The following is an 18,953-nucleotide window of genomic DNA, read 5'->3' on the forward strand; positions in this document are numbered from 1 at the left end:
GCAACATCTCCGTTGCCTGACACACCGCTTTCGCGAGCAGGCTCACTCCTACACTGATTATTCGCCAGACCACAAATTCCGTTGCACCCCAAATCCCTGTGGGAGCGAGCCTGCTCGCGATAGCGTCGTATCAGTCAACATCTCCGTTGCCTGACACACCGCTATCGCGAGCAGGCTCACTCCTACACTGATTATTCGCCAGACCACAAATTCCGATTCACCCCAAATCCCTGTGGGAGCGAGCCTGCTCGCGATAGCGTCAGTCCAGTCAATATTCATGTTGCCTGACCCACCGCCATCGCGAGCAGGCTCGCTCCCACATGGATTATTTGCCAAGCCACAAATCCCGGCTCACCCCCAAATCCCTGTAGGAGTGAGCCTGCTCGCGATAGCGTCAGTCCAGTCACATTCATGTTGCCTGACACACCGCTATCGCGAGCAGGCTCACTCCTACATGGGTTATTTGCCAAGCCACACAACCCGCCCCATCCCCAAATCCCGCCCACAAAAAAGGGGACTTTCGTCCCCTTGCATTTGCAACCCTGAACCTCAGTAAATATCCTTCGACAGCAATGTAAACGGTGTCTTCACCAGGATCTTCAGATCCAGCCACAACGACCAGCTGTTGATGTACTGCAGGTCGATCTCCACACGTTTCTGCATCTTGTCGATGGTGTCGGTTTCACCACGGCAGCCGCTGATCTGGGCGAGGCCGGTGATGCCCGGTTTAATCCGGTGGCGCGCCATGTAGGCGAGTATTTTCCCCGAGTAATAGTTGTTATGCGCGACCGCGTGCGGGCGCGGGCCGACCAGGGCCATGTGCCCTTGCAGGACGTTGAACAGTTGCGGCAATTCATCCAGCGAGGTCCGACGGATAAAACGGCCGACAGCGGTAATGCGCGAGTCATTGCGGCTGGCCTGCTTCACATCACGATCATCGTGAACACGCATCGAGCGGAATTTCCAGACCTTGATCACCTTGCCGTTCCAGCCATGGCGATCCTGCTTGAAAAACACCGGACCTGGGGAGTTGAGCTTCACCGCCAGCGCAATGATCAGCAAGATCGGGCTCAGCGCGATAATCGCCAGAAACGCCACAGCCTTTTCCACCAGACTCTTGCTCAGTGCGGCGGTCGGGCGGCTGGTCAGCGGGCTTTCGTTCAGGTAGATCGCCGGCAGACCGTCCACGACTTTCACCGAGTGATTGAGCAGCGTCAGGCTGTTCAGATCCGGCACCCACACCACATCGACGTTGGCACCCAGCAGATCGACATACATCGCTTCGATCTTCGCCGCTTCGCACAGCGGCAGAGTGATGTATAGACGGCGGATGTCATGGGCCGCGATCAGGTCCAGCAACTGTTCCTGCGCGCCGACGACTCGCGGTGCATCGGAACCCAGCGTGGTCACATCACCGTTGCTGACCAAGCCCACCAGCGGCAGGTTTTCCAGCTGGCTGAGCTTCTTCGCCAGACCCAGCGCCAGTTCACCGGTACCGACGATCAGCGTCTTGTGTTCGCTTTTACGCGAGCGTTGGTAGTACTTGGAAAACGCATGCAACGGCGCGTAAAGAAACGCCTGACCAAGGAAGCCATACACCGCCCAGCTCAGAATCACCTGCCGCGAAAACAGCTCATCGGCCTGGCAGACAAACGCAATACACGCCAGCGCTGCCATGGTCATCGACCAGCCCATGAACAGCCGGCCCAGGCCGGTCAGGTAGTTGTCGCGTTTGCGATACACGCCGCTGAACGTGTAGGCCGGTACCGAGGCCAGTACCGCCAGCGTTGCGCACATTCGGTAATAGAACGCGACCGTACCGGTGTGCTGCTCGGCCAGGATAAACAGCAGCGTTACCACGAACGCCTGAGCGAGTGCCCATTGGCCCCAAAAGGTCAGTCCCTTGAGGCCCGTGTTTCGATTGATACTGAGAGAAAGATCCATACGAATATCCCCAAAAGACGTCCATTCAGGTTTCAACAGTTGAAATCCGAGTTGTTATGCAGACTTATTGTTTTTGTTGTAGCGAGTGTCCTGAGGTAACAACATCGATATGCCGAACTGTCGTCAGTCAATAGACTAAGTTATTGCCGGGAATGGTGTCTGACGAGTTCTAACAAGATGGCACAGTGCCAACTATTTTAATATTTAAATAGTAGTGTGTTAGAAAAGGTCGCAGAGCAGGGGGTGATTATGTGGTGTGGGTTTTGTTACTGTTGGAGGCAGGAAAGTACAACTCAAGGAGGGATAAAGCCAAACAGAGTGCTCTTGTTGTTTTTGTAATCGCACTTGTTCTGTTTGTTTTATTGGCGGAGGTCGGCGTTATTTACGCGACGATGTCCTGGATAAGGCAATAACCGCGATTTCTTACCGCACGAAACAGACGCTCACCGTTGCTGGCGCTTTTGAATTTGTCTTGCAGACGACTCAGGCACATTTCCAGGCCACGGTATTGTTCCGGTTCGCGACCGATGCTGATGATCAAGTCATCACGGCTGACAACTCGCTCTTCATGGCTGAGCATTTTGCGCACCAGTGCTGTTTCCAGACCCGTAAGACTGATCTCGACCCCTTCTCTGACCAGTGCGCCTTGTTCCGGGTCAAGATGCCAGGTTGCGCTGTACGGCATATCGCTTTGGACGGCAGGGGGCATGTTGCTGATATCGCCGGTAATGACTGAATTGTGCTGGAACGTATTTGCCGATTGCGCGGCCAGCCATTCCGATTCAAGTGTGGCCAGAATTCGCTGAGTATCGTGCTCGATACTGCGCGCGACATTTTTTCGACTGATGTGCGGATATGTGAACTCCATCACCATTGGCGCGGAGGAGGGCGAAGCAACACCTTCAACAAACATTTGTGCCTGCGACGTGCCAAACGAGTTGAAACGTTCGCTGGACAGGATGCTCTCCAGTTCACGTTGCGACGTTGTACTGTGAGTCACGACAACAAAATATTTCCTTGGGAGGGTTGTACTGGTTTCCATGTCTCTCTCCTGAATACATACCAAAATTGGCTAAAAGAAAATCGGCAGGCGAGCAATAGCTTCCTCGGAAGTAATCGATAGGCAGGGTCTGGGCCCAAGATTGGCCCTCGATAAATTCCACTCGAACTGCTGCTATGTTATGGAGTTTTATTGTTATGGGTCGTGTTGACGCGCTCATTCAATTGCTTGATTTCAAACAGAAGCGGAGCAGAAAAGGAGCTGTATGGCTGCATTGGACGATCCTTCGTACGTTGCAAAAGGGATTGGCTGCCCGAGACTCAGGCAGTCGATATCAGACCCCGCAGCAGGCGATAGCCATACCCGCGAATGCTCTGAATCGCGTTTGTACCATACATGTCCTTGATTTTTCCACGCAAGCGACTGATTGATTTTTCCAGTGCGCGAGGGTCGTAGAAATTGGTATTGAGGCCCATGATGCCGGCGATTTCATCATGGCTCAGGATGTGATTGCCGGTTTGCGCAAAGGCTTCAAGGATCTTCATTTCGGCAAACGAGATGTCGAGTTTCTTGCTCTTGTCCACCAGGCAAATGCGCGTCGGATCAAGCGTCAGATTGATATCCCGCTGCCATTCTTCACTGCTGAAGAACTCCGCCAGCAACTCTGCGCCGTCGTCGGATAGCGTATTGAGTTTGATACAAATATCGGCACCCGCCAGGTAGTACTTGATCTTGTTGAAGGCGCCGCGACCGGTGATAACCGCGCAAATAATCGGCTTAAAATTGTCGCTGCGCAGATTCTCCACCAGCGCAAGATTGTCCTCGAGCGCCTGTGGACTATCGATAATCAGAAATATTGCCCGGTACGATCCCACGTGTTCATTAAAGTTATATGAACTAGCGTAGGCACTGGCTTCAAGCGCCATATCGCTACGGACATGCTGGGCGATTAGCGTTCTAAAATGTTCGGCCACGCCACGGGTACGACCCAGAGTAAGAACACCGGGTTCGTCATTTGTCGGGCGCGGGCTTCTAGTCGCCAAGTTCGCTGAGAGCATCGTGCATTGACTCGAATTAGGTGCTGACATCGGGATGTTAAAGCACCGGTTCTCATCTGTGACTGACAATTGGTAACATTTGCGCGAATTTTAGACGTGCCTCGCGAGATTTCTAACAATAAGTAAGCTTTTCAGGCTTTTAGTTGATTTTCTCGAGAGAGTGAACTACGGCTTAGATGATGGCGATATGCAATGGTGCCACTATTTTGAGCCTAATGCGACAGCTTTGTTTATGTCGATCTGCCATTGTATTGCCACCCGGTGGTATTGTGCGCTGGATCACACTTTATTGCGCGCGCTAATTTTTTTCCACTCCAGCACTAAATATTTGTCGATTAGTTCGTCGGCCGACGATTACTAACATGACTTGAGTGTAGCTTTTGATAAGACATATTCTGCCGGCGCCGCGTCAGGCAATGGGTAATGGCGTGCCGATCTTATTTCCGATACTCAATTCCTGAGTGCAGTTAACCGGTCGCTCTCAAAGAGCGCTCTGATGGAGGATTAATGGATTTCTGGACTTTTTTCCAGGTGTTGCTATTAGGCGCGGTAGAAGGCCTGACCGAGTTCCTGCCAATTTCAAGCACCGGGCACCAGATCATCGTCGCCGACTTGCTGGAGTTTGGCGGCGAGCGCGCAATGGCGTTCAACATCATTATTCAACTGGGCGCCATTCTTGCCGTGGTCTGGGAGTTTCGGCCGAAGATCTTTGACATCGTCAAAGGCCTGCCCACCGAGCGCAATGCACAACGTTTCACTATCAACTTGCTGATCGCCTTTTTGCCGGCCGTTGTCCTGGGCGTGCTGTTCGCCGACGCCATCCATGCATACCTGTTCAACCCGATCACCGTCGCCGTGGCACTGGTCGTCGGCGGCATCGTCATGCTCTGGGCCGAACAGCGCAGCCATGTGATCAGCGTCGAACACGTCGACGACATGCGCTGGTCCGACGCGCTGAAGATAGGTTTCGTACAATGCCTGGCGATGATTCCCGGCACCTCACGCTCCGGCTCGACGATCATCGGCGGCCTGCTGTTCGGCCTGTCGCGCAAAGCCGCCACCGAATTCTCGTTCTTCCTCGCCATGCCCACCATGGTCGGCGCCGCCGTGTACTCCGGCTACAAATACCGCGACCTGTTCCAGCCCAACGACCTGCCAGTCTTCGCCCTCGGCTTCGTCACGGCGTTCATCTTCGCGATGATCGCCGTGCGTGGTTTGCTGAAGTTTATTGCCAACCACAGCTATGCGGCGTTCGCCTGGTATCGGATTGGTTTTGGTTTGTTGATTTTGGCGACGTGGGGGTTTGGGTGGGTGAATTGGACCGCTGCTGCGGCAGCCTGATCACTGAGCGCTGATCAATGCCGCAACGGCGAGATCGTTTAATGTCGAATCCGGCGACTCCTGGCGATAGCGCTGCAAGGCCGACGTGAAATACGCGGCCTGCAGCATGCCGTCGCTGGCGAAGTAGTATCGCGCCGCTTCGATTTCCTTGGCCGAATAAACACGTTTTTTAAGGCCGGATACATCCGAGGTTCCATCGACCGACGCCATCGTCGCCGTGAACACCATAAAGCCGGACATTTGCGTCGACTCAAAAGGGCTGCCGCTTCCTTCACCACATCCTCGCGCAAAATTGCAGTCGGCGAAGACGCTGGTGGAAACCGTCGAGCACAAAACGAGGAGGGTGAAGCGATTGAATGGAGCACGTTTCAACACGGGCATAACCGAAAGACATCCTGTCCGTACAACAAAACACCGGGCAACGCTCATGCGTCGCCGCACATTCATAACTTCAATCAACGACCTTCAAGCAACTCAGCCGCCTGATCCAGCAACGCCAGCGGATCCTTGGCCTTGTGAATATCCACCGACAACAGCTGACGGAATTTGCGTGCTCCCGGGAAACCGGTGCCCAGACCCAGCACATGCCGCGTGATGTGATGCATCGAACCGCCGGCCAGCAAATGCTCGGCTATATAAGGACGCAACTGCGCCAACGCCTCAGCCCGACTGATCACCGGTGCCGCACTGCCGAACAACTGCTGATCCACCTCCGCCAGCAAATACGGATTGTGATAAGCCTCACGCCCGAGCATCACCCCGTCGAAAGTCTGCAAATGCTCATGGCAGGCCTCCAGCGTCTTGATCCCGCCATTCAGCACAATCTCCAGCTCCGGAAAATCCGCCTTCAACTGCGCCGCCACGTCATAGCGCAACGGCGGAATGTCGCGATTCTCCTTCGGCGACAACCCCTCGAGAATCGCAATCCGCGCATGCACGGTAAAACTGGTGCACCCGGCATCCCGCACCGTGCCGACGAAATCGCACAGCTCCGCGTAACTGTCCCGACCGTTGATGCCGATCCGATGCTTCACCGTCACCGGAATCGACACCGCATCACGCATCGCCTTCACACAATCCGCCACCAGTTGCGGATGCCCCATCAGGCACGCACCGATCATGTTGTTCTGCACACGATCGCTTGGGCAGCCGACGTTGAGGTTCACCTCGTCGTAACCCTGCTCCTGGGCCATACGCGCGCAGGCGGCCAGATCCAGAGGAACGCTGCCGCCCAACTGCAGTGCGAGAGGGTGTTCGGCTTCGTTGTGACGCAGGAAGCGTTCGTGATCGCCGTTGAGAAGCGCGCCGGTGGTGACCATTTCGGTGTAGAGCAGGGCGTTCTTCGACAGGAGGCGTAGGAAGAAGCGGCAATGGCGGTCCGTCCAATCCATCATGGGGGCGACGGAGAAGCGGCGGGAGAGTACGCGTGTATTTAAATACATTTGAGAACTACTGTGAGAGTAGTAGAGAAGTGTATCAGGACTTCCGGCATGAACAAAATTTTTAATAAATCGGAAGTTTAGTCTCTGGAAATTAATAAGCCTGAAGCCGTTGGTCGGTAGTGTTGTCGGCGAAATTGACGGGCGTTGCTTTACACGCTACTGTATGTCCGTACAGTCGCCATTGAAGGCTGTATATCGGTTGTGCCAATTCGGGCTTTAAAAGTTTAGTTTAGTTTAGTTTGATGGTAATCGATATATGTATGTTTCTATGATTACTTATGACTCTCGCCTTGAGCGTAAAAATAGTATAAAATGACTGTCTGTGCAGGTTCGTTTTAATTGGGGTTAATGATGCGTGATATAAAGACATTGAGTTTGTTTTCTGGTGCAGGAGGGCTTGATGTTGGCTTTCATATGGCAGGCTTTAAAATTGTTGCTTGCGTAGAATTGGAGGCTAAATATTGTCGCTCACTTGAATCCAATAAGCAGCGTGGTACTTTTTTTGATAAAAATACCGTTGTTCATAATTTAGATATTCGAAAATTTGATCCTGTCATGTACAAGGATTCCGGTATCGAATGTATCATTGGCGGTCCACCTTGCCAGACATTTTCTGCTGCTGGACGCCGATCTGGTGGAGTTATTGGTACTCAAGATTTGCGAGGGCAATTATACGAAGAGTACTGTCACATTTTGGATGTGATAAAACCTCGTGTTTTTGTTTTTGAAAATGTTTATGGGTTGCCTGGGGCAAATAATGGTGAACCTTGGCGGCAAATTGTAAAAGCTTTTTCTGAACATGGCTATGATCTTCACGCTGAAGTTATAGATGCCGCAGATTATGGCGTTCCTCAGCATAGAGAGCGTCTGGTAATGGTTGGTGTAAAAGCTGGGGAATTTAAGTTTCCAATGCCAACTCATGGTCCCGATTCTATAAGTGGAAAGCCATTGGTTTCGGTTGAGAAAGCAATATATGATCTTCAAGTTCCAGGTGAAAAACCAAGTGCAGGACTTGGTGGGTTGTACGGCCACTTATTGCCCGAGGTTCCAGAAGGATTAAACTACGCTTTTTTTACTGCCGAAATGGGTCATCCGGAGCCGGTTTTTGCTTGGCGATCGAAGTTTCATGACCTGCTGTATAAGGTTAATCGAAGTGAGCCTTGTCGCACACTTAAAGCGAGTCCGGGAAAATTTACAGGACCGTTCCACTGGAATAGTCGGCACTTTACTGTAGATGAATTAAAGCGCCTGCAGTCATTTCCCGATGACTATGTCATAGAAGGCTCTTATGGGCAGTGTGTCGAACAAATTGGTAACTCTGTTCCTCCAAGGCTCGCATACTGTATCGCAATGAGTGTTAAAGAACAGATTTTCTCTCTGTCATGTGGTGGGGAGTTTCAGCCTCGACCGCTTTTATTTAAATCGAGTTTTCGACAGCGTCAGAGAGAGAGAAGTCTTTCTTTCAAAGTAGTCGCAGCTGAGGCTATAAAGAAAAAATACGGTTCGTTGACCAAATACTTAGATCCTGTTGCTGTAGCTCCTAAAACGACTAAATCTTATGTTGTAAGGGCTACGAGGTATAAAAGAGAAGTCTTTGATAAGCGCCCAGTAAAAGATGTATCTCAGTACTCAGAGCTGATTTTAACTGAGGGTGGTAGTCATATTCGAATAGATATGGACGAGTTTTCTGGAGGAGTACAGTCAATGATTCATATCGAAGTTAGATTGTCCGGCCTTAGAAAATATTTGCCTAGGTTCGAAAGTTTATCGCTTTCAGCCAATATTCTCCGAATAGACGATATTTTTAATTGCTGGAAGGAAATTGAAGTTGGTCTCGTTGAGCGTTCAAAGTTTTTCACTTTGATTGATATATATGGTCATTATGCAAATCGAGGTGATGTTGTTGATGTTGAAACTGTAGTGAGGCGTGAAAAGGATTCTGCTCTACTACGCGCTGTTGAATTTTTTGGTCAAACAAGAAATTGTGGTGATTTTTTGACTGAGGATTACTTGATGTCCAGCTTGAAAGTATCTAGAGAAGAGCTTGAGGTCGTAGTCGAGTCTATGAGGGAGTTACGGTATGATATTAGAACTTTTCATAGCCATCCTATAATTGGCAAAGGGCGAGTTCTGTGTACATACCCTTTTCCATTGTTGTCTCCAAAAGCCATGGTAGAAAGTAAAGTTAGGTTTACAGCGGTTGAGGATTCTATTGCTTTCGAAGCATAACTGTCATCTTCGGCGCTTATTGTAGATTGTTTAGTATGGTCGCCTGAAGGCGACCATACATGTAATTACGACATCCAACTATATAGGTCGGAAAAATAGTCGTATCGTGCTGTAAACATTTGCGCGCTTGGTCGATGTCTAACATCAACTGGAATGCCGAGCCATCTCCAAGTTGAGTTTACAAAATTAGCAGTACCCTGATTTTGTTGAGCCTCTGCTCGTAGTGATGGATGCAGAATGATTTCATTTGTATCGGGAATAACTCCGATTAAATGGAGGTCGAATGCTTTGTGATGGTTATAGCAAAGGCTGAGGCCGTTCCAGATTTCATCATTTGATCCCGGTGCTTCAACAGGGAAAATATGTGCCCCTTGGATTATCCCTGCACCTAAACCACACATTGCACACTGTTCGCCATAAGCTCTGCGAATTCTTTTTCCCGCACCAGCTTTTCGTGCAAGCACATTTATGGCTCTTGTTGCTCTAAATCCAGCCCATTCCTGATAATTAATATCGGTTTGCATATCCATGACGCCAGAAGCTACCGCTGCTTCGGCAATGTCTATTGAAGAAACTTCTTCATTTTGAATAATTTGTTCAATAAACGAAGGTAGTAGCATAGGGACAAATGCACATACTTTTTCTCCAGTGGAGGAAGTATAAGTTGCCCAGCCATTTCTTCGAGCTTCGTCGATAATTCTTTGATGAAATAGAATAGAAAATCTAGTCGGGCGTCCGACGCGAGTGCTACCTTCTGTAGCTACAAATATCGGAGTCGCCTGAGTATCGTCGATACCGAGTAGTATTGGTAACGCGGCACCACCCTCATTTGAAACTATTCTATTTTCACCTGCAGGGTTCTGAAAGCGCAGTTCGTAAGCCGCTCGACTATGAGGCGAAATACTTGATACATGTAGTGCGATGTAGAGCTTTTGGTTGGATAGCTGGATATGAAATGTACCGGGCCATCCGTCTCTGGCATTAGCGTCGGTTGCAAGTGAGCCTAAGCTACTAATTACATTCAGAAATTTTTGCGGTCGTGTTGTCATTCCCTTCACTCATTGAGTCCAAATGTGCAGGCTAGAGCCTGAGCGAAATCTGGGAGAATGGCAAGATGCCACCTTTATTTGGCTTTACAGATCCTTTCTCGTTTAGAAGCGTAGCGATGTGAAAGTGAATCTGGATAGGGAGCGTTGATGAAATGCTGATCTTGTTTTCGCTCAGTCTGATGAGCCTTTACCTCTGTTTTTTCGAGTTTAAACATCAGTATTTTTTGTCGTTTAACTGACGCGTACTGGAGCGACTCAGGACCTACACCGCCTTGCGCCTCCCCCTACACCTAAGACAGAATCCCCCGGCTTGTACATCTAGGCCGCACGCTCTATCGTCCCCACATCACTGAAACCCAGTGATCGGGTTTGGTAGCCCGTTTCGTGTCTAGATGCATTGCATCACCAATTTCAGTCGCTTTCCCAGGACTCGGATTTCATGGTGGTCATGCGTGGGGCCCCATCGTGGGCGCCGGGTTCTAGTGCGACCGGTCTACCAACCCGCGTATGGCCGCCACCCTTCGTTTGGTAGCGAGGGTGATGGCTCCTTTGCTAATCGCGCTAGAGGTTTCATCCATGTTCAAAGTAACGCCCAACCCGCCGGATACCGATCCCGCATCCCCCTACGAATCCCTCAACTCCAAAAAACTCCACGAAGCCGCCGAGCGCGCCCTCGATCACTACCTCCTTCCCGCCGGCTCTATCATGGCCAGTGTCAACGAGCCCGAGCGCATGTACCTCGCCAACCCCAAGTACGACTCGGAATCGCTATTGGCCAATGCCAGTGAAACGCTGAGTTCCGCGTCGGAAATGCTCAACAACTTCGCTGCAGCACTCGACCCCTCGCACCGCAAAACCGCGCTGGGCATTGCGCAGGTAGTAATGCTGGGGGAGTTGGCTGTGAATCAGGCGTTGGATAACGTTGAGCTGAAGGCGTAATTCAGCTCCCTTTGTGGCGAACGGCTCAGCCGTTGCCACGGAGGGGCTGATGGCGCTGTGCAAAGCAGCCAGAATCAATGCGGGCAAATGGACAGGGTGATGGCAATTCAGTAGCCTTCCGTGCCTTGAGAAATCGCCGCACCAGGGAAGCTACGTCGTCCCAAGCTTGGTACAAGTACAGCGTGCAATTGCGCACGACCGGTTATTTTCCGCTGAATAACCCCCTCTGCATTGCCCCCCCTAGTGCCCTGTTAGCTGAATAGGCTGGGCGCTTGTTTGTCATCTATTTACGTGAAGAGAATTTATGTCTGCTCCTGATAAGCCAAAGCTGCCGCTGCAAGCATTCGTGATGTCGTGCCTGGTGGCCGGCTGGGGTCTGGTCTATGCCGGTCAGGTGAAGTGGGCGCTGCGCGTTGCCGCGTTGCTTTATCTCGGCGCCATTTTGCTCGGTGTTTGCGGGGTGCCTGCGACGCCAGTGGGACTCTATGCGTTCGCTACCTTTATCGTCCTGTTGAAACTCGGCTCGGCTACGGCAGCAGCTATATCCGTGCGCAGAAACGACCGTCCGGTGAACAGCCCCGGCACCCGTTTTCACGTGCTTTACGTGGTGGCGCTGGTGATTCTAACGCTGGTAATTCTGGGGCCATTGCGCGGCCCGACGCTGGGGTTCAAGACTTACTTCATCCCCTCTGGCTCGATGGCTCCGACTCTTTCGAATGGTGACTACATCGTGACCAAAATGCGCGTCGACGCGCCGCAGGTGGGCGACATTGTGACTTATCGCTACAACGGCACGGAGGCGGTCAAGCGTGTGGCGGCAGTGGGTGGCGATACCTTGTCGATTGTTGACGGTAAGGTCATTCGCAACGGTGAAAACATGGGGCTGTTCTTCGCGCCGCCAGAGCGCGTGAAGGATCCTCGTTATTTGCAAACGCCGCAGACGGTGGTCGAGAAAGATCATGTTTATCTGCTCGGTGACAACCGCGACAGCAGTAACGACAGCCGCTTTATGGGGCAGGTCGCAGTCGAAGACATTACCGGTAAGGTCACCGGAATATGGTTTTCGTCCGATCGATCGAGGATTGGCACAGCGTTTCACTGATAACCGAAGCCGTCACTTTCAGGGTGACGACGCTTTGGAGGCCGTGATTGCGCAATTGCCGCAGCGGTGGCCTGCGACAAGATTCCAATCATTGGAAGGACTAGCGGGCAGGCGATGCTGAACCGCCGCTGTCGATCAGCAACGTTTCATGTTGCTGTATGCGGCGCAAGCCTAGGATGCAGAGACAAGACTGTCGTTGCTCGTCCCGAGGGAATCGTGCCATGCGCCTGAAAGTGCTGTTGATTGCTGCTGCAATATCGGTGTTGAGCGCCTGCTCCGGCACCGGTGGCCTGACCACCACCAGCTGTTTCTCCAGCGACTGCCAGTCGCCACAAGAGCACAACGCCAACACCCTGAAATTCGGCGGCAACAGCATCGGCAGCAGCCTTAACCAATACAGCTCCGGCATGCTGCACGACGACTAAGCCTTATTGCGCATCAGGCACGGCAATCCATTCGCTCAAGGTCTTCTGATGCTTGCCAGTGACTTTGCTCAAGTGCAGCCACTGATCGACATACAGTTTCCAGCTGATGTCATCGCGCGGCAGCAAATAGGCTTTCTCTCCATATTGCATGTACTGATGCGGGTTGACCGCGCACAGTCCTGGTTTGAGTTTCTGCTGATACAGCGCTTCGGAGGCGTCGGTGATCATCACGTCGGCCTTGTTGTCGAGCAGTTGCTGGAAGATCGTCACGTTGTCGTGCAGGGCCAGTTGCGCTTTGGGCAGGAAGGCGTGGACGAAGGCTTCGTTGGTGCCGCCGGCGGGTTCGACCAAGCGCACGTTGGGCTGGTTGATCTGCTCGACGGTCTGGTATTTGCTGACGTCGTCGCAGCGCACCAGCGGAATTTTGCCGTCGGTGTCGAGGGTGTTGCTGAAGTAGGCTTTTTTCTGCCGCTCGAGGGTGACCGAGATGCCGCCCATGCCGATGTCGCATTTGCCGGCCTGCATGTCGGGCATCAGGGTTTTCCAGGTGGTTTGCACCCACTGAACTTTGACGCCGAGGCTGTCGGCCAGCGAGCGGGCCATGCTGATGTCGATGCCTTCGAAGTCGCCGTCGGCGCGTTTGAAGGTGTAGGGCTTATAGTCACCGGTGGTGCAGACGCGCAGCGCGCCTTGCTGCTGAATGCTGTCGAGGTGGGTGATCGGGTCGGCTGCCTGAGCGGTGAAGGGCAACGCGAACATAGCGCCGAGCAGTATTGTGGTTTTTATCGTTGGCATCTGTCGGATTTTTCTCTGGATGGTGGAGAGGACGTGTTCGAAGTTAAACACGTTCTCAACGTTGATCCAGTCCGATGTTGAACGCTGGCGCAAATGACAGGCGCGCTACAGCCCCAACCCTTCCTGCACCACCAGCAACAGATTGTTCTCCGTCAAGGCAATCGCATCCAGCTCCTGTCCCGTCTCGACAGTCTGCAGCCACCAATGGCTTTCGTGATGTTCATCGACGGTACGGAGCAGAAAAATGTCTTTCCCCGGCAGGGTGATTTGCACCCGACCGCAGCCATCCTCGGTAAACCGCGCAATCGGATCGAAGGTCAGGCTGTGGCGATTGGCTTCGATGATCAGCTGGTCTATGGCGTAGTCATGGGCTTCACCGTCCGGTGAAGTTTCGCAAACATGCGTAGGATTGCGCCGGATCTTCAGTCCGACCTCGGTGACGGGATGTAACCAGCCTTCGATGCGGTGGTACAAGTCATACACCTGAGCGGGCCAGCAATCGATTTCCAGTTCGGCGCAAGTAATGTCGTCAGCATGGACGTGCTTGAGTTTGGCGGCGAGTTCGTCTGCTTTACTCATGTCGGATCCCTTGTTTGGATGTCTGCCTGTTAATCGTAGACCCTGCGAAGGCGTCGGGCTTTGCCTTGCGTCATGCGCTTGCAACACAAGCGTGGCGAAATCAGCGCTGGCCCGGTCGGGTCTGGAGCTAAACCATGGACGCAGGCGTCCCAAGGAGTGGGTAGATGAAAAAGCTGTTTACAATTTTCGCACTGATTGCACTGACGGCCGGTAGCATCGGCCTGAGTTCGGCGCGCCAGTCACAGTCAAGCAAGGCCCAGGCGGAATCGGTGGCGGGGGTGTTTGATTACTACCTGCTGGCACTGTCATGGTCGCCGACCTTTTGCCTGACCCATAAAGATGATGTGCAGTGTTCCGGCAAAGGTTATGGCTTCGTGTTGCACGGGCTATGGCCGCAATATGCCGCCGGTGGCTGGCCGCAGTCCTGCCCACCGCTGACGAGGTTGTCGGCGGCGGAAACCAGCAAAGGCCTGACCCTGTTTCCAACGAAAAAACTGCTCGATCACGAATGGGCCAAACACGGCACCTGCACCGGCCTCGGCGCGATGGGTTATCTGGATGAAGCGGACAAGGCTGTAGCGGCGGTGAAAATTCCGGACGAGCTGCAGCCGTTCAGCACCTCGTATTATTTCGAGGCGCAGGAGATTGCCCAATTGTTCCGCCAAGCCAACCCGGGGATTCCGGCCGATGGTGTCGCAGTGATCTGCAGCGGTCCGGAACTGTCCGAAGTACGCGTGTGCATGGGCAAGGATCTGCAATTCGCGGCGTGCGGCGAAGGCGTGAAAACCCAGTGCCGGGCGGGCGATATCCGAGTACCGCCGTCGCGGTGACCCAAGTGGTATCAGCGATGAAGAACAGGCGCCCGACAAGGCGCCTTTTTTTTGCCTGAAGGTTTGAAGCGCCTGCGCATTTCCCGCATGCTTGCGCCCCCAAAAGGACGACACGCTAGATTGCAAGGAGCTGTTCATGAGCGGAAAGCCCGCTGCCCGCGTCACCGATCCAACCGCCTGCCCGCTGCCGGGACATGGCACCAACCCGCTCGTTAGCGGTTCGCCAAACGTCAATTTCGATGGCCTGGCGGCTGCACGCATGACCGACAAATCTGCCTGCGGCAGCCCGATCACCGGCGCGGTGTCTTCGACGGTGTTCATCAATGGCTTGAATGCCGCGACGCTGGACAGCACCGGTGGCCATGGCAATGTGGTCATTGGCGGTTCCGGCACGGTCATCATCGGTGACACGGTGGTCACAGCGCCCTTCAGTGGTTTGTTGCCTATGCCGGTGCACTTCACCGACAAGTTACAACTGGTCAACGACGTGATCGGCGAGGCCCAATCACCCCTACATGATCCAGCGCGCGGACGGGCGCATGGAACATGGCGTGTCTGACGCCGCCGGGTTTACCCAAGAAGTCAGCTCGCACCTGCCTGAAACCATCAAGTTGTTTCTGGAGGAATGAGGCATGGCGGCTGAAACGGTAACGTGCCCGAAAGGCAACAATTACAAGCTGCACAAGGAACATGCGCTGACGGATAAGAAAGATGTCAGTGTGAAGGCTGTGCCGGTGGAAAGTACCAAGGCGATTGTTCTGTTCATTGGCGGGGCAGGGGATAAAGAGAGTTATTATTTTTCGGGTCCGTACAGGAACATACGGCTGGCGTGGTTGAATTTTAATGAACGAACTGAAGCGCTAATGACACAGGGCCGATATACGTCAAAGTGGTTGGGCTACAACGAGGTCACAGGAAAGCAAGATATTCAACGGAATGTTCTAGGGTTGATACCGTATAAAAGCTGTCCGGTATACATCGTCGGACATAGCCTCGGCGGATGGAACGGCGCGCACCTGACAAAAATCATGACGGACTGGGGTTACCGTATCCAAATGCTGATTACGCTGGATCCCGTCGGAGAAGGTTCTCTCGTTTGGCTTGGCTCGGATATTTATCGCGAGCGTCCAGAACCGGTGGCTGCGGATTGGATAAATATCAAAGCGACTCCGACTCAAAGAGATCCGTCAGATGGGGTTGCTGACTTTGGCGAAAAGTGGATCATCGCTTGCGGCCCTTCATTGAACGCCAACGTCGACACCAATCATGCAGATGCACCGGGGCTATTTACAGCAGCAATCGCGGGTAATAAATCAGCGAGTGATTTTTTGTATGAGTCAATCATGAAGGAGTTTTCCTGATGCAAAAGTTGCTCCTTTGCGTACTGATGGTTTTCTGCTCCGGCTGTGCCAAAGACCACACGAAACCACCTGCGAATCTTGATTTTGTTTCTGTTAACCGCGGAACCGCGCTTTTGTACGACGTTAGATTTGATTCGGACGTTGATGTGCTTGATCTTTTTGATCGAGGGGAAGGAAAAGGGATGGCTTCCGCTACGCTGGAGTGTGCCTTGGCAGAGGACGAAGATTTTTCGGTCGATAAATTCATCAGGTTTTCTGCAACTGGTTCGATTGAGCCCGAAGGAAATGATGGAGGCCATGCAAAATATTCCTATCTCAGCAGCGCATTCATGAGTGAAGTCTCCAATGGTGGTGGTTCCCGTAGAGATCTTTCGGCAACAGAACTCAACCACCTCATGTCCAACAAACAACAAATCCCCTGCAAAGTAGTGGTCACCGCCTACGGCTACAAACCCTACTACTCCAACACCCTGTATATCCCCGTCGCCGATCTGCTCCGGGAAATCAACAAACCCCACTGACAAAATCGGGGAGTTTCAAGCGCGAATTCCCCACGATCTTTCCCGCCGTGAAGCGGCAAAATCCACCTTCCCACGCCACAAAAATAAATCGACAAAACGCGATCATCCATTCTCGACGCACGCCGATATAACAGGCATGAGCGCTGCGTTTGCCGGGTATATTCCGGTGGGCTACGCTCATAAAACATCAGGGTTATTGCGCTGGCGCCCTCGTCGTACCTGCCCAGGACTTGCTTTTGTCATTCCCCATTCACGATCCGCAACAAGCCCCCGGCGCGCTTAAGCGTTTGCCGTTACGTAAAGCAGCCGTGCTGTTTATCGTCGCGGTAAGCCTGTGCCTGTCCGGCTTGTTGTATTTGCAACTGGAGCAGTCGCAGCGTCAGGATCTGGCGGTGGCGCAGGCGGCTTCGAGCAATTTGACCCGGGCGATGGCGCAGCAGGCCGAGGACACGTTTCTGGCGGCCGATCTGGTGATGACCAGCCTGGTCGACTGGATCGAGGATGACGGTTACGGCGCTGTGCAAAAGCCGCGTTTGCAGCGCATCTTCGCCCGGCGTGCGCAGCAATTGACGCAGTTGCATGGCATCTTTCTGTTCGATCGCGAAGGGCAATGGGTGATCACCTCGTTTGCCGAGCTGCCGCGCGGCAACGGTGTTGCCGATCGTGAGTATTTCAAATTTCACCAGCAGAACGCGTCGACGCTGGCGCACATCGGGCCGGCAATTCGCAGCCGCGAAAATGGCGAATGGATCATCCCGATCTCCAAGCGCATCAATGACCGCGCCGGCAATTTCGAGGGTGTGTTGCTGGCCGGGATCAAGATGTCGTACTTCGATCAGTTTTTCAAAAGCTTCAGTCTCGACGACAACGGCATCATGTTTCTGGCGCTGACTGACGGCACCTTGCTGGCGCGACGGCCGTTCGATGAATCGCTGATCGGCACCTCGGTGGCGCGCGGGCAGATTTTCCAGGCGTTGCTGCCCAATGCCCCGGCCGGGACGGCGATGCTCAATTCCTACGTCGACGGCACCGAGCGTCTTTATGGTTACCGGCAATTGGCCTCGTATCCGCTGCTGGTGTCGGCGGCGACCTCGCGCGACACAATTCTCAAGGGCTGGTCCGAGCGCGCGTTTCAGTCGAGCGTGATCGTCGCGCTGGTGATCCTCGGCGTCGGCCTGTTTGGCTGGGTGTTCATTCATCAGGTGCGCAATGGCGAACGCATCGAGAAGAACCTGCGCAAGGCGCAACGGGCGCTGGAGCAGATCGCTACGCACGACAGCCTGACCGGGCTGGCCAATCGGCGCCTGTTCGAACGTTCACTGGAAATCGAGTTTGCGCGCGGCGCACGACAGGTCAGTCCGGTCAGCCTGATCATGCTCGATATCGATTTTTTCAAACGCTACAACGATGCCTACGGCCACGTCGCTGGTGACCAATGCCTGACGCAAGTTGCCCAGGTGCTGAGGACGTGTTGCCAGCGCAAGTCCGATCTGGCCGTGCGTTACGGTGGGGAAGAATTTGCGGTGTTGCTGCCGGACACCGATATCAACGGTGCGCTGGCGATTGCTGGGCAGATTCGACGCAGCGTGATCGACAAGCACATCGTTCACAGCGGCTCGCCGACCGGGTATCTGACGGTGAGTCTGGGTTGTTATGCGTTCATTCCGAGCGGCAATGACAGCCCGGAAGCGTTTATCCAGCGTGCTGACGCGGCGCTGTATCAGGCGAAAAATGCCGGTCGCAATCGCGCGGCGGTGCTGTCGCTGGACAGCGGATTTGCCGAATTGATGCGCTCGGATCGCTGACTGCAACACGATCCCTGCAGGAGTGAGCCTGCTCGCGATAGCGGTGGGTCAGTGGCGCAAAGGTCTACTGATACACCGCTATCGCGAGCAGGCTCACTCCTACAAAAGAAGGTTACCTACCTGCCGGGATGGCTCTTGTTCGTTCAGCTGCCCGAGCCACCGCCCGCACCGCCAGTGCCGCCGCCGGCCGAACCGGTGCCACCGCCCGCGCCGGAACCCGAGCCGCTGGCGCCACCGTTGGTGCCGGTACCCGTGCCAACGCCGGTGCCCATGGAACCCGTACCCGAATTGGTCCCCGAGCCGCCCGTGGAACCACCGCCGGAACCGCTGCCACCGGAAGGCGCGCCGGGGGTGTTGTCCGGTGGCATGGTCGAGCTGCTGGCGCCGCCGGATTTGGTCCCGGTGGCGTCGGTGCTGTCATTCGCCGCGAAGCTGGCGGCCGATGCGCTGGCCAGCAAACCGGCCAGCAACAGGGAAGTGAGTTTGCGCGTGATCATGGTGCATCTCCTGAAAAGGGCATGTACCTGATATTG

At 53.7% G+C, this 18,953-nt stretch carries 18 protein-coding genes and 1 pseudogene; 10 read left to right on the top strand and 9 right to left on the bottom strand.

Annotated features, from left to right (window positions below; all coding sequences use genetic code 11):
• Positions 1–549: 549 nt before the first annotated feature.
• From J3P75_RS09625 to J3P75_RS09635, 3 genes are all read right to left on the bottom strand, one after another.
• Positions 550–1,944: an undecaprenyl-phosphate glucose phosphotransferase gene (locus tag J3P75_RS09625; RefSeq protein ID WP_434710061.1), complete on the bottom strand. Its 1,395-nt coding sequence runs from the start codon at positions 1,942–1,944 to the stop codon at positions 550–552.
• 382 nt (positions 1,945–2,326) lie between these two features.
• Positions 2,327–2,986: a winged helix-turn-helix domain-containing protein gene (locus J3P75_RS09630; protein WP_434710062.1), complete on the bottom strand. Its 660-nt coding sequence runs from the start codon at positions 2,984–2,986 to the stop codon at positions 2,327–2,329.
• 278 nt (positions 2,987–3,264) lie between these two features.
• Positions 3,265–4,002, bottom strand: a complete 738-nt coding sequence (locus tag J3P75_RS09635) for a winged helix-turn-helix domain-containing protein (protein WP_434710064.1) — start codon at positions 4,000–4,002, stop codon at positions 3,265–3,267.
• 507 nt (positions 4,003–4,509) lie between these two features.
• On the opposite strand from J3P75_RS09635, the gene J3P75_RS09640 reads away from it, so the two are divergent.
• Positions 4,510–5,343, top strand: coding sequence for an undecaprenyl-diphosphate phosphatase (locus tag J3P75_RS09640; protein ID WP_434596836.1), 834 nt, complete (start codon positions 4,510–4,512; stop codon positions 5,341–5,343).
• Here J3P75_RS09640 and J3P75_RS09645 read toward each other — a convergent pair whose 3' ends face one another.
• Together J3P75_RS09645 and dusA are read right to left on the bottom strand one after the other, a co-directional pair.
• Positions 5,344–5,724 (bottom strand): DUF2388 domain-containing protein, encoded by a 381-nt coding sequence (locus J3P75_RS09645; protein ID WP_434710066.1) that lies wholly within the window; start codon positions 5,722–5,724, stop codon positions 5,344–5,346.
• 74 nt (positions 5,725–5,798) lie between these two features.
• A complete protein-coding gene (dusA, locus tag J3P75_RS09650) occupies positions 5,799–6,785 on the bottom strand; it encodes a tRNA dihydrouridine(20/20a) synthase DusA (RefSeq protein ID WP_434710067.1) in 987 nt (328 codons plus the stop codon).
• 351 nt (positions 6,786–7,136) lie between these two features.
• On the opposite strand from dusA, the gene J3P75_RS09655 reads away from it, so the two are divergent.
• Positions 7,137–9,014 carry a DNA cytosine methyltransferase gene (locus J3P75_RS09655; protein WP_434710069.1) on the top strand — a complete coding sequence of 626 codons (1,878 nt, stop codon included), beginning with the start codon at positions 7,137–7,139 and terminating at the stop codon, positions 9,012–9,014.
• Between the two features lie 65 nt (positions 9,015–9,079).
• Here the strand turns inward: J3P75_RS09655 and J3P75_RS09660 are convergent, their stop codons facing one another.
• The gene (locus J3P75_RS09660; RefSeq protein ID WP_434710071.1) at positions 9,080–10,063 is read right to left on the bottom strand and encodes an HNH endonuclease; all 984 of its coding nucleotides are present in this window, start codon (positions 10,061–10,063) and stop codon (positions 9,080–9,082) included.
• Between the two features lie 576 nt (positions 10,064–10,639).
• Between J3P75_RS09660 and J3P75_RS09665 the strand changes: the two genes are divergently transcribed.
• From J3P75_RS09665 to J3P75_RS09675, 3 genes are all read left to right on the top strand, one after another.
• Positions 10,640–11,002, top strand: coding sequence for a DUF6124 family protein (locus J3P75_RS09665; RefSeq protein WP_434710073.1), 363 nt, complete (start codon positions 10,640–10,642; stop codon positions 11,000–11,002).
• A 304-nt stretch (positions 11,003–11,306) separates the two neighbouring features.
• Positions 11,307–12,104 carry a signal peptidase I gene (gene lepB / locus J3P75_RS09670; protein WP_434710075.1) on the top strand — a complete coding sequence of 266 codons (798 nt, stop codon included), beginning with the start codon at positions 11,307–11,309 and terminating at the stop codon, positions 12,102–12,104.
• A 221-nt stretch (positions 12,105–12,325) separates the two neighbouring features.
• Positions 12,326–12,529, top strand: a complete 204-nt coding sequence (locus J3P75_RS09675; protein ID WP_434710076.1) for a hypothetical protein — start codon at positions 12,326–12,328, stop codon at positions 12,527–12,529.
• Between the two features lie 3 nt (positions 12,530–12,532).
• Here the strand turns inward: J3P75_RS09675 and J3P75_RS09680 are convergent, their stop codons facing one another.
• Positions 12,533–13,324: a transporter substrate-binding domain-containing protein gene (locus tag J3P75_RS09680; protein WP_434710077.1), complete on the bottom strand. Its 792-nt coding sequence runs from the start codon at positions 13,322–13,324 to the stop codon at positions 12,533–12,535.
• Between the two features lie 105 nt (positions 13,325–13,429).
• Positions 13,430–13,903, bottom strand: coding sequence for a hypothetical protein (locus tag J3P75_RS09685; protein ID WP_434710079.1), 474 nt, complete (start codon positions 13,901–13,903; stop codon positions 13,430–13,432).
• 164 nt (positions 13,904–14,067) lie between these two features.
• Between J3P75_RS09685 and J3P75_RS09690 the strand changes: the two genes are divergently transcribed.
• From J3P75_RS09690 to J3P75_RS09710, 5 genes and pseudogenes are all read left to right on the top strand, one after another.
• Entirely contained in the window at positions 14,068–14,733 is a 666-nt protein-coding gene (locus J3P75_RS09690; RefSeq protein WP_434710081.1) for a ribonuclease T2, read from the top strand.
• Positions 14,734–14,869: 136 nt separating this feature from the next.
• Positions 14,870–15,362 (top strand): annotated as a pseudogene (locus J3P75_RS09695) (PAAR domain-containing protein).
• A gap of 3 nt (positions 15,363–15,365) precedes the next feature.
• The gene (locus J3P75_RS09700) at positions 15,366–16,094 is read left to right on the top strand and encodes an alpha/beta hydrolase (protein WP_434710082.1); all 729 of its coding nucleotides are present in this window, start codon (positions 15,366–15,368) and stop codon (positions 16,092–16,094) included.
• Positions 16,094–16,615, top strand: a complete 522-nt coding sequence (locus J3P75_RS09705; RefSeq protein WP_434710084.1) for a hypothetical protein — start codon at positions 16,094–16,096, stop codon at positions 16,613–16,615. Before J3P75_RS09700 ends, J3P75_RS09705 begins: the two co-directional genes overlap by 1 nt.
• Before the next feature lie 236 nt (positions 16,616–16,851).
• Positions 16,852–18,420, top strand: a complete 1,569-nt coding sequence (locus J3P75_RS09710; protein WP_434710086.1) for a sensor domain-containing diguanylate cyclase — start codon at positions 16,852–16,854, stop codon at positions 18,418–18,420.
• A 143-nt stretch (positions 18,421–18,563) separates the two neighbouring features.
• Here J3P75_RS09710 and J3P75_RS09715 read toward each other — a convergent pair whose 3' ends face one another.
• Positions 18,564–18,917 carry a hypothetical protein gene (locus J3P75_RS09715; protein ID WP_093100036.1) on the bottom strand — a complete coding sequence of 118 codons (354 nt, stop codon included), beginning with the start codon at positions 18,915–18,917 and terminating at the stop codon, positions 18,564–18,566.
• Positions 18,918–18,953: the final 36 nt, after the last annotated feature.

This window comes from Pseudomonas sp. R1-1 (assembly GCF_051132135.1).
Taxonomy (GTDB): domain Bacteria; phylum Pseudomonadota; class Gammaproteobacteria; order Pseudomonadales; family Pseudomonadaceae; genus Aquipseudomonas.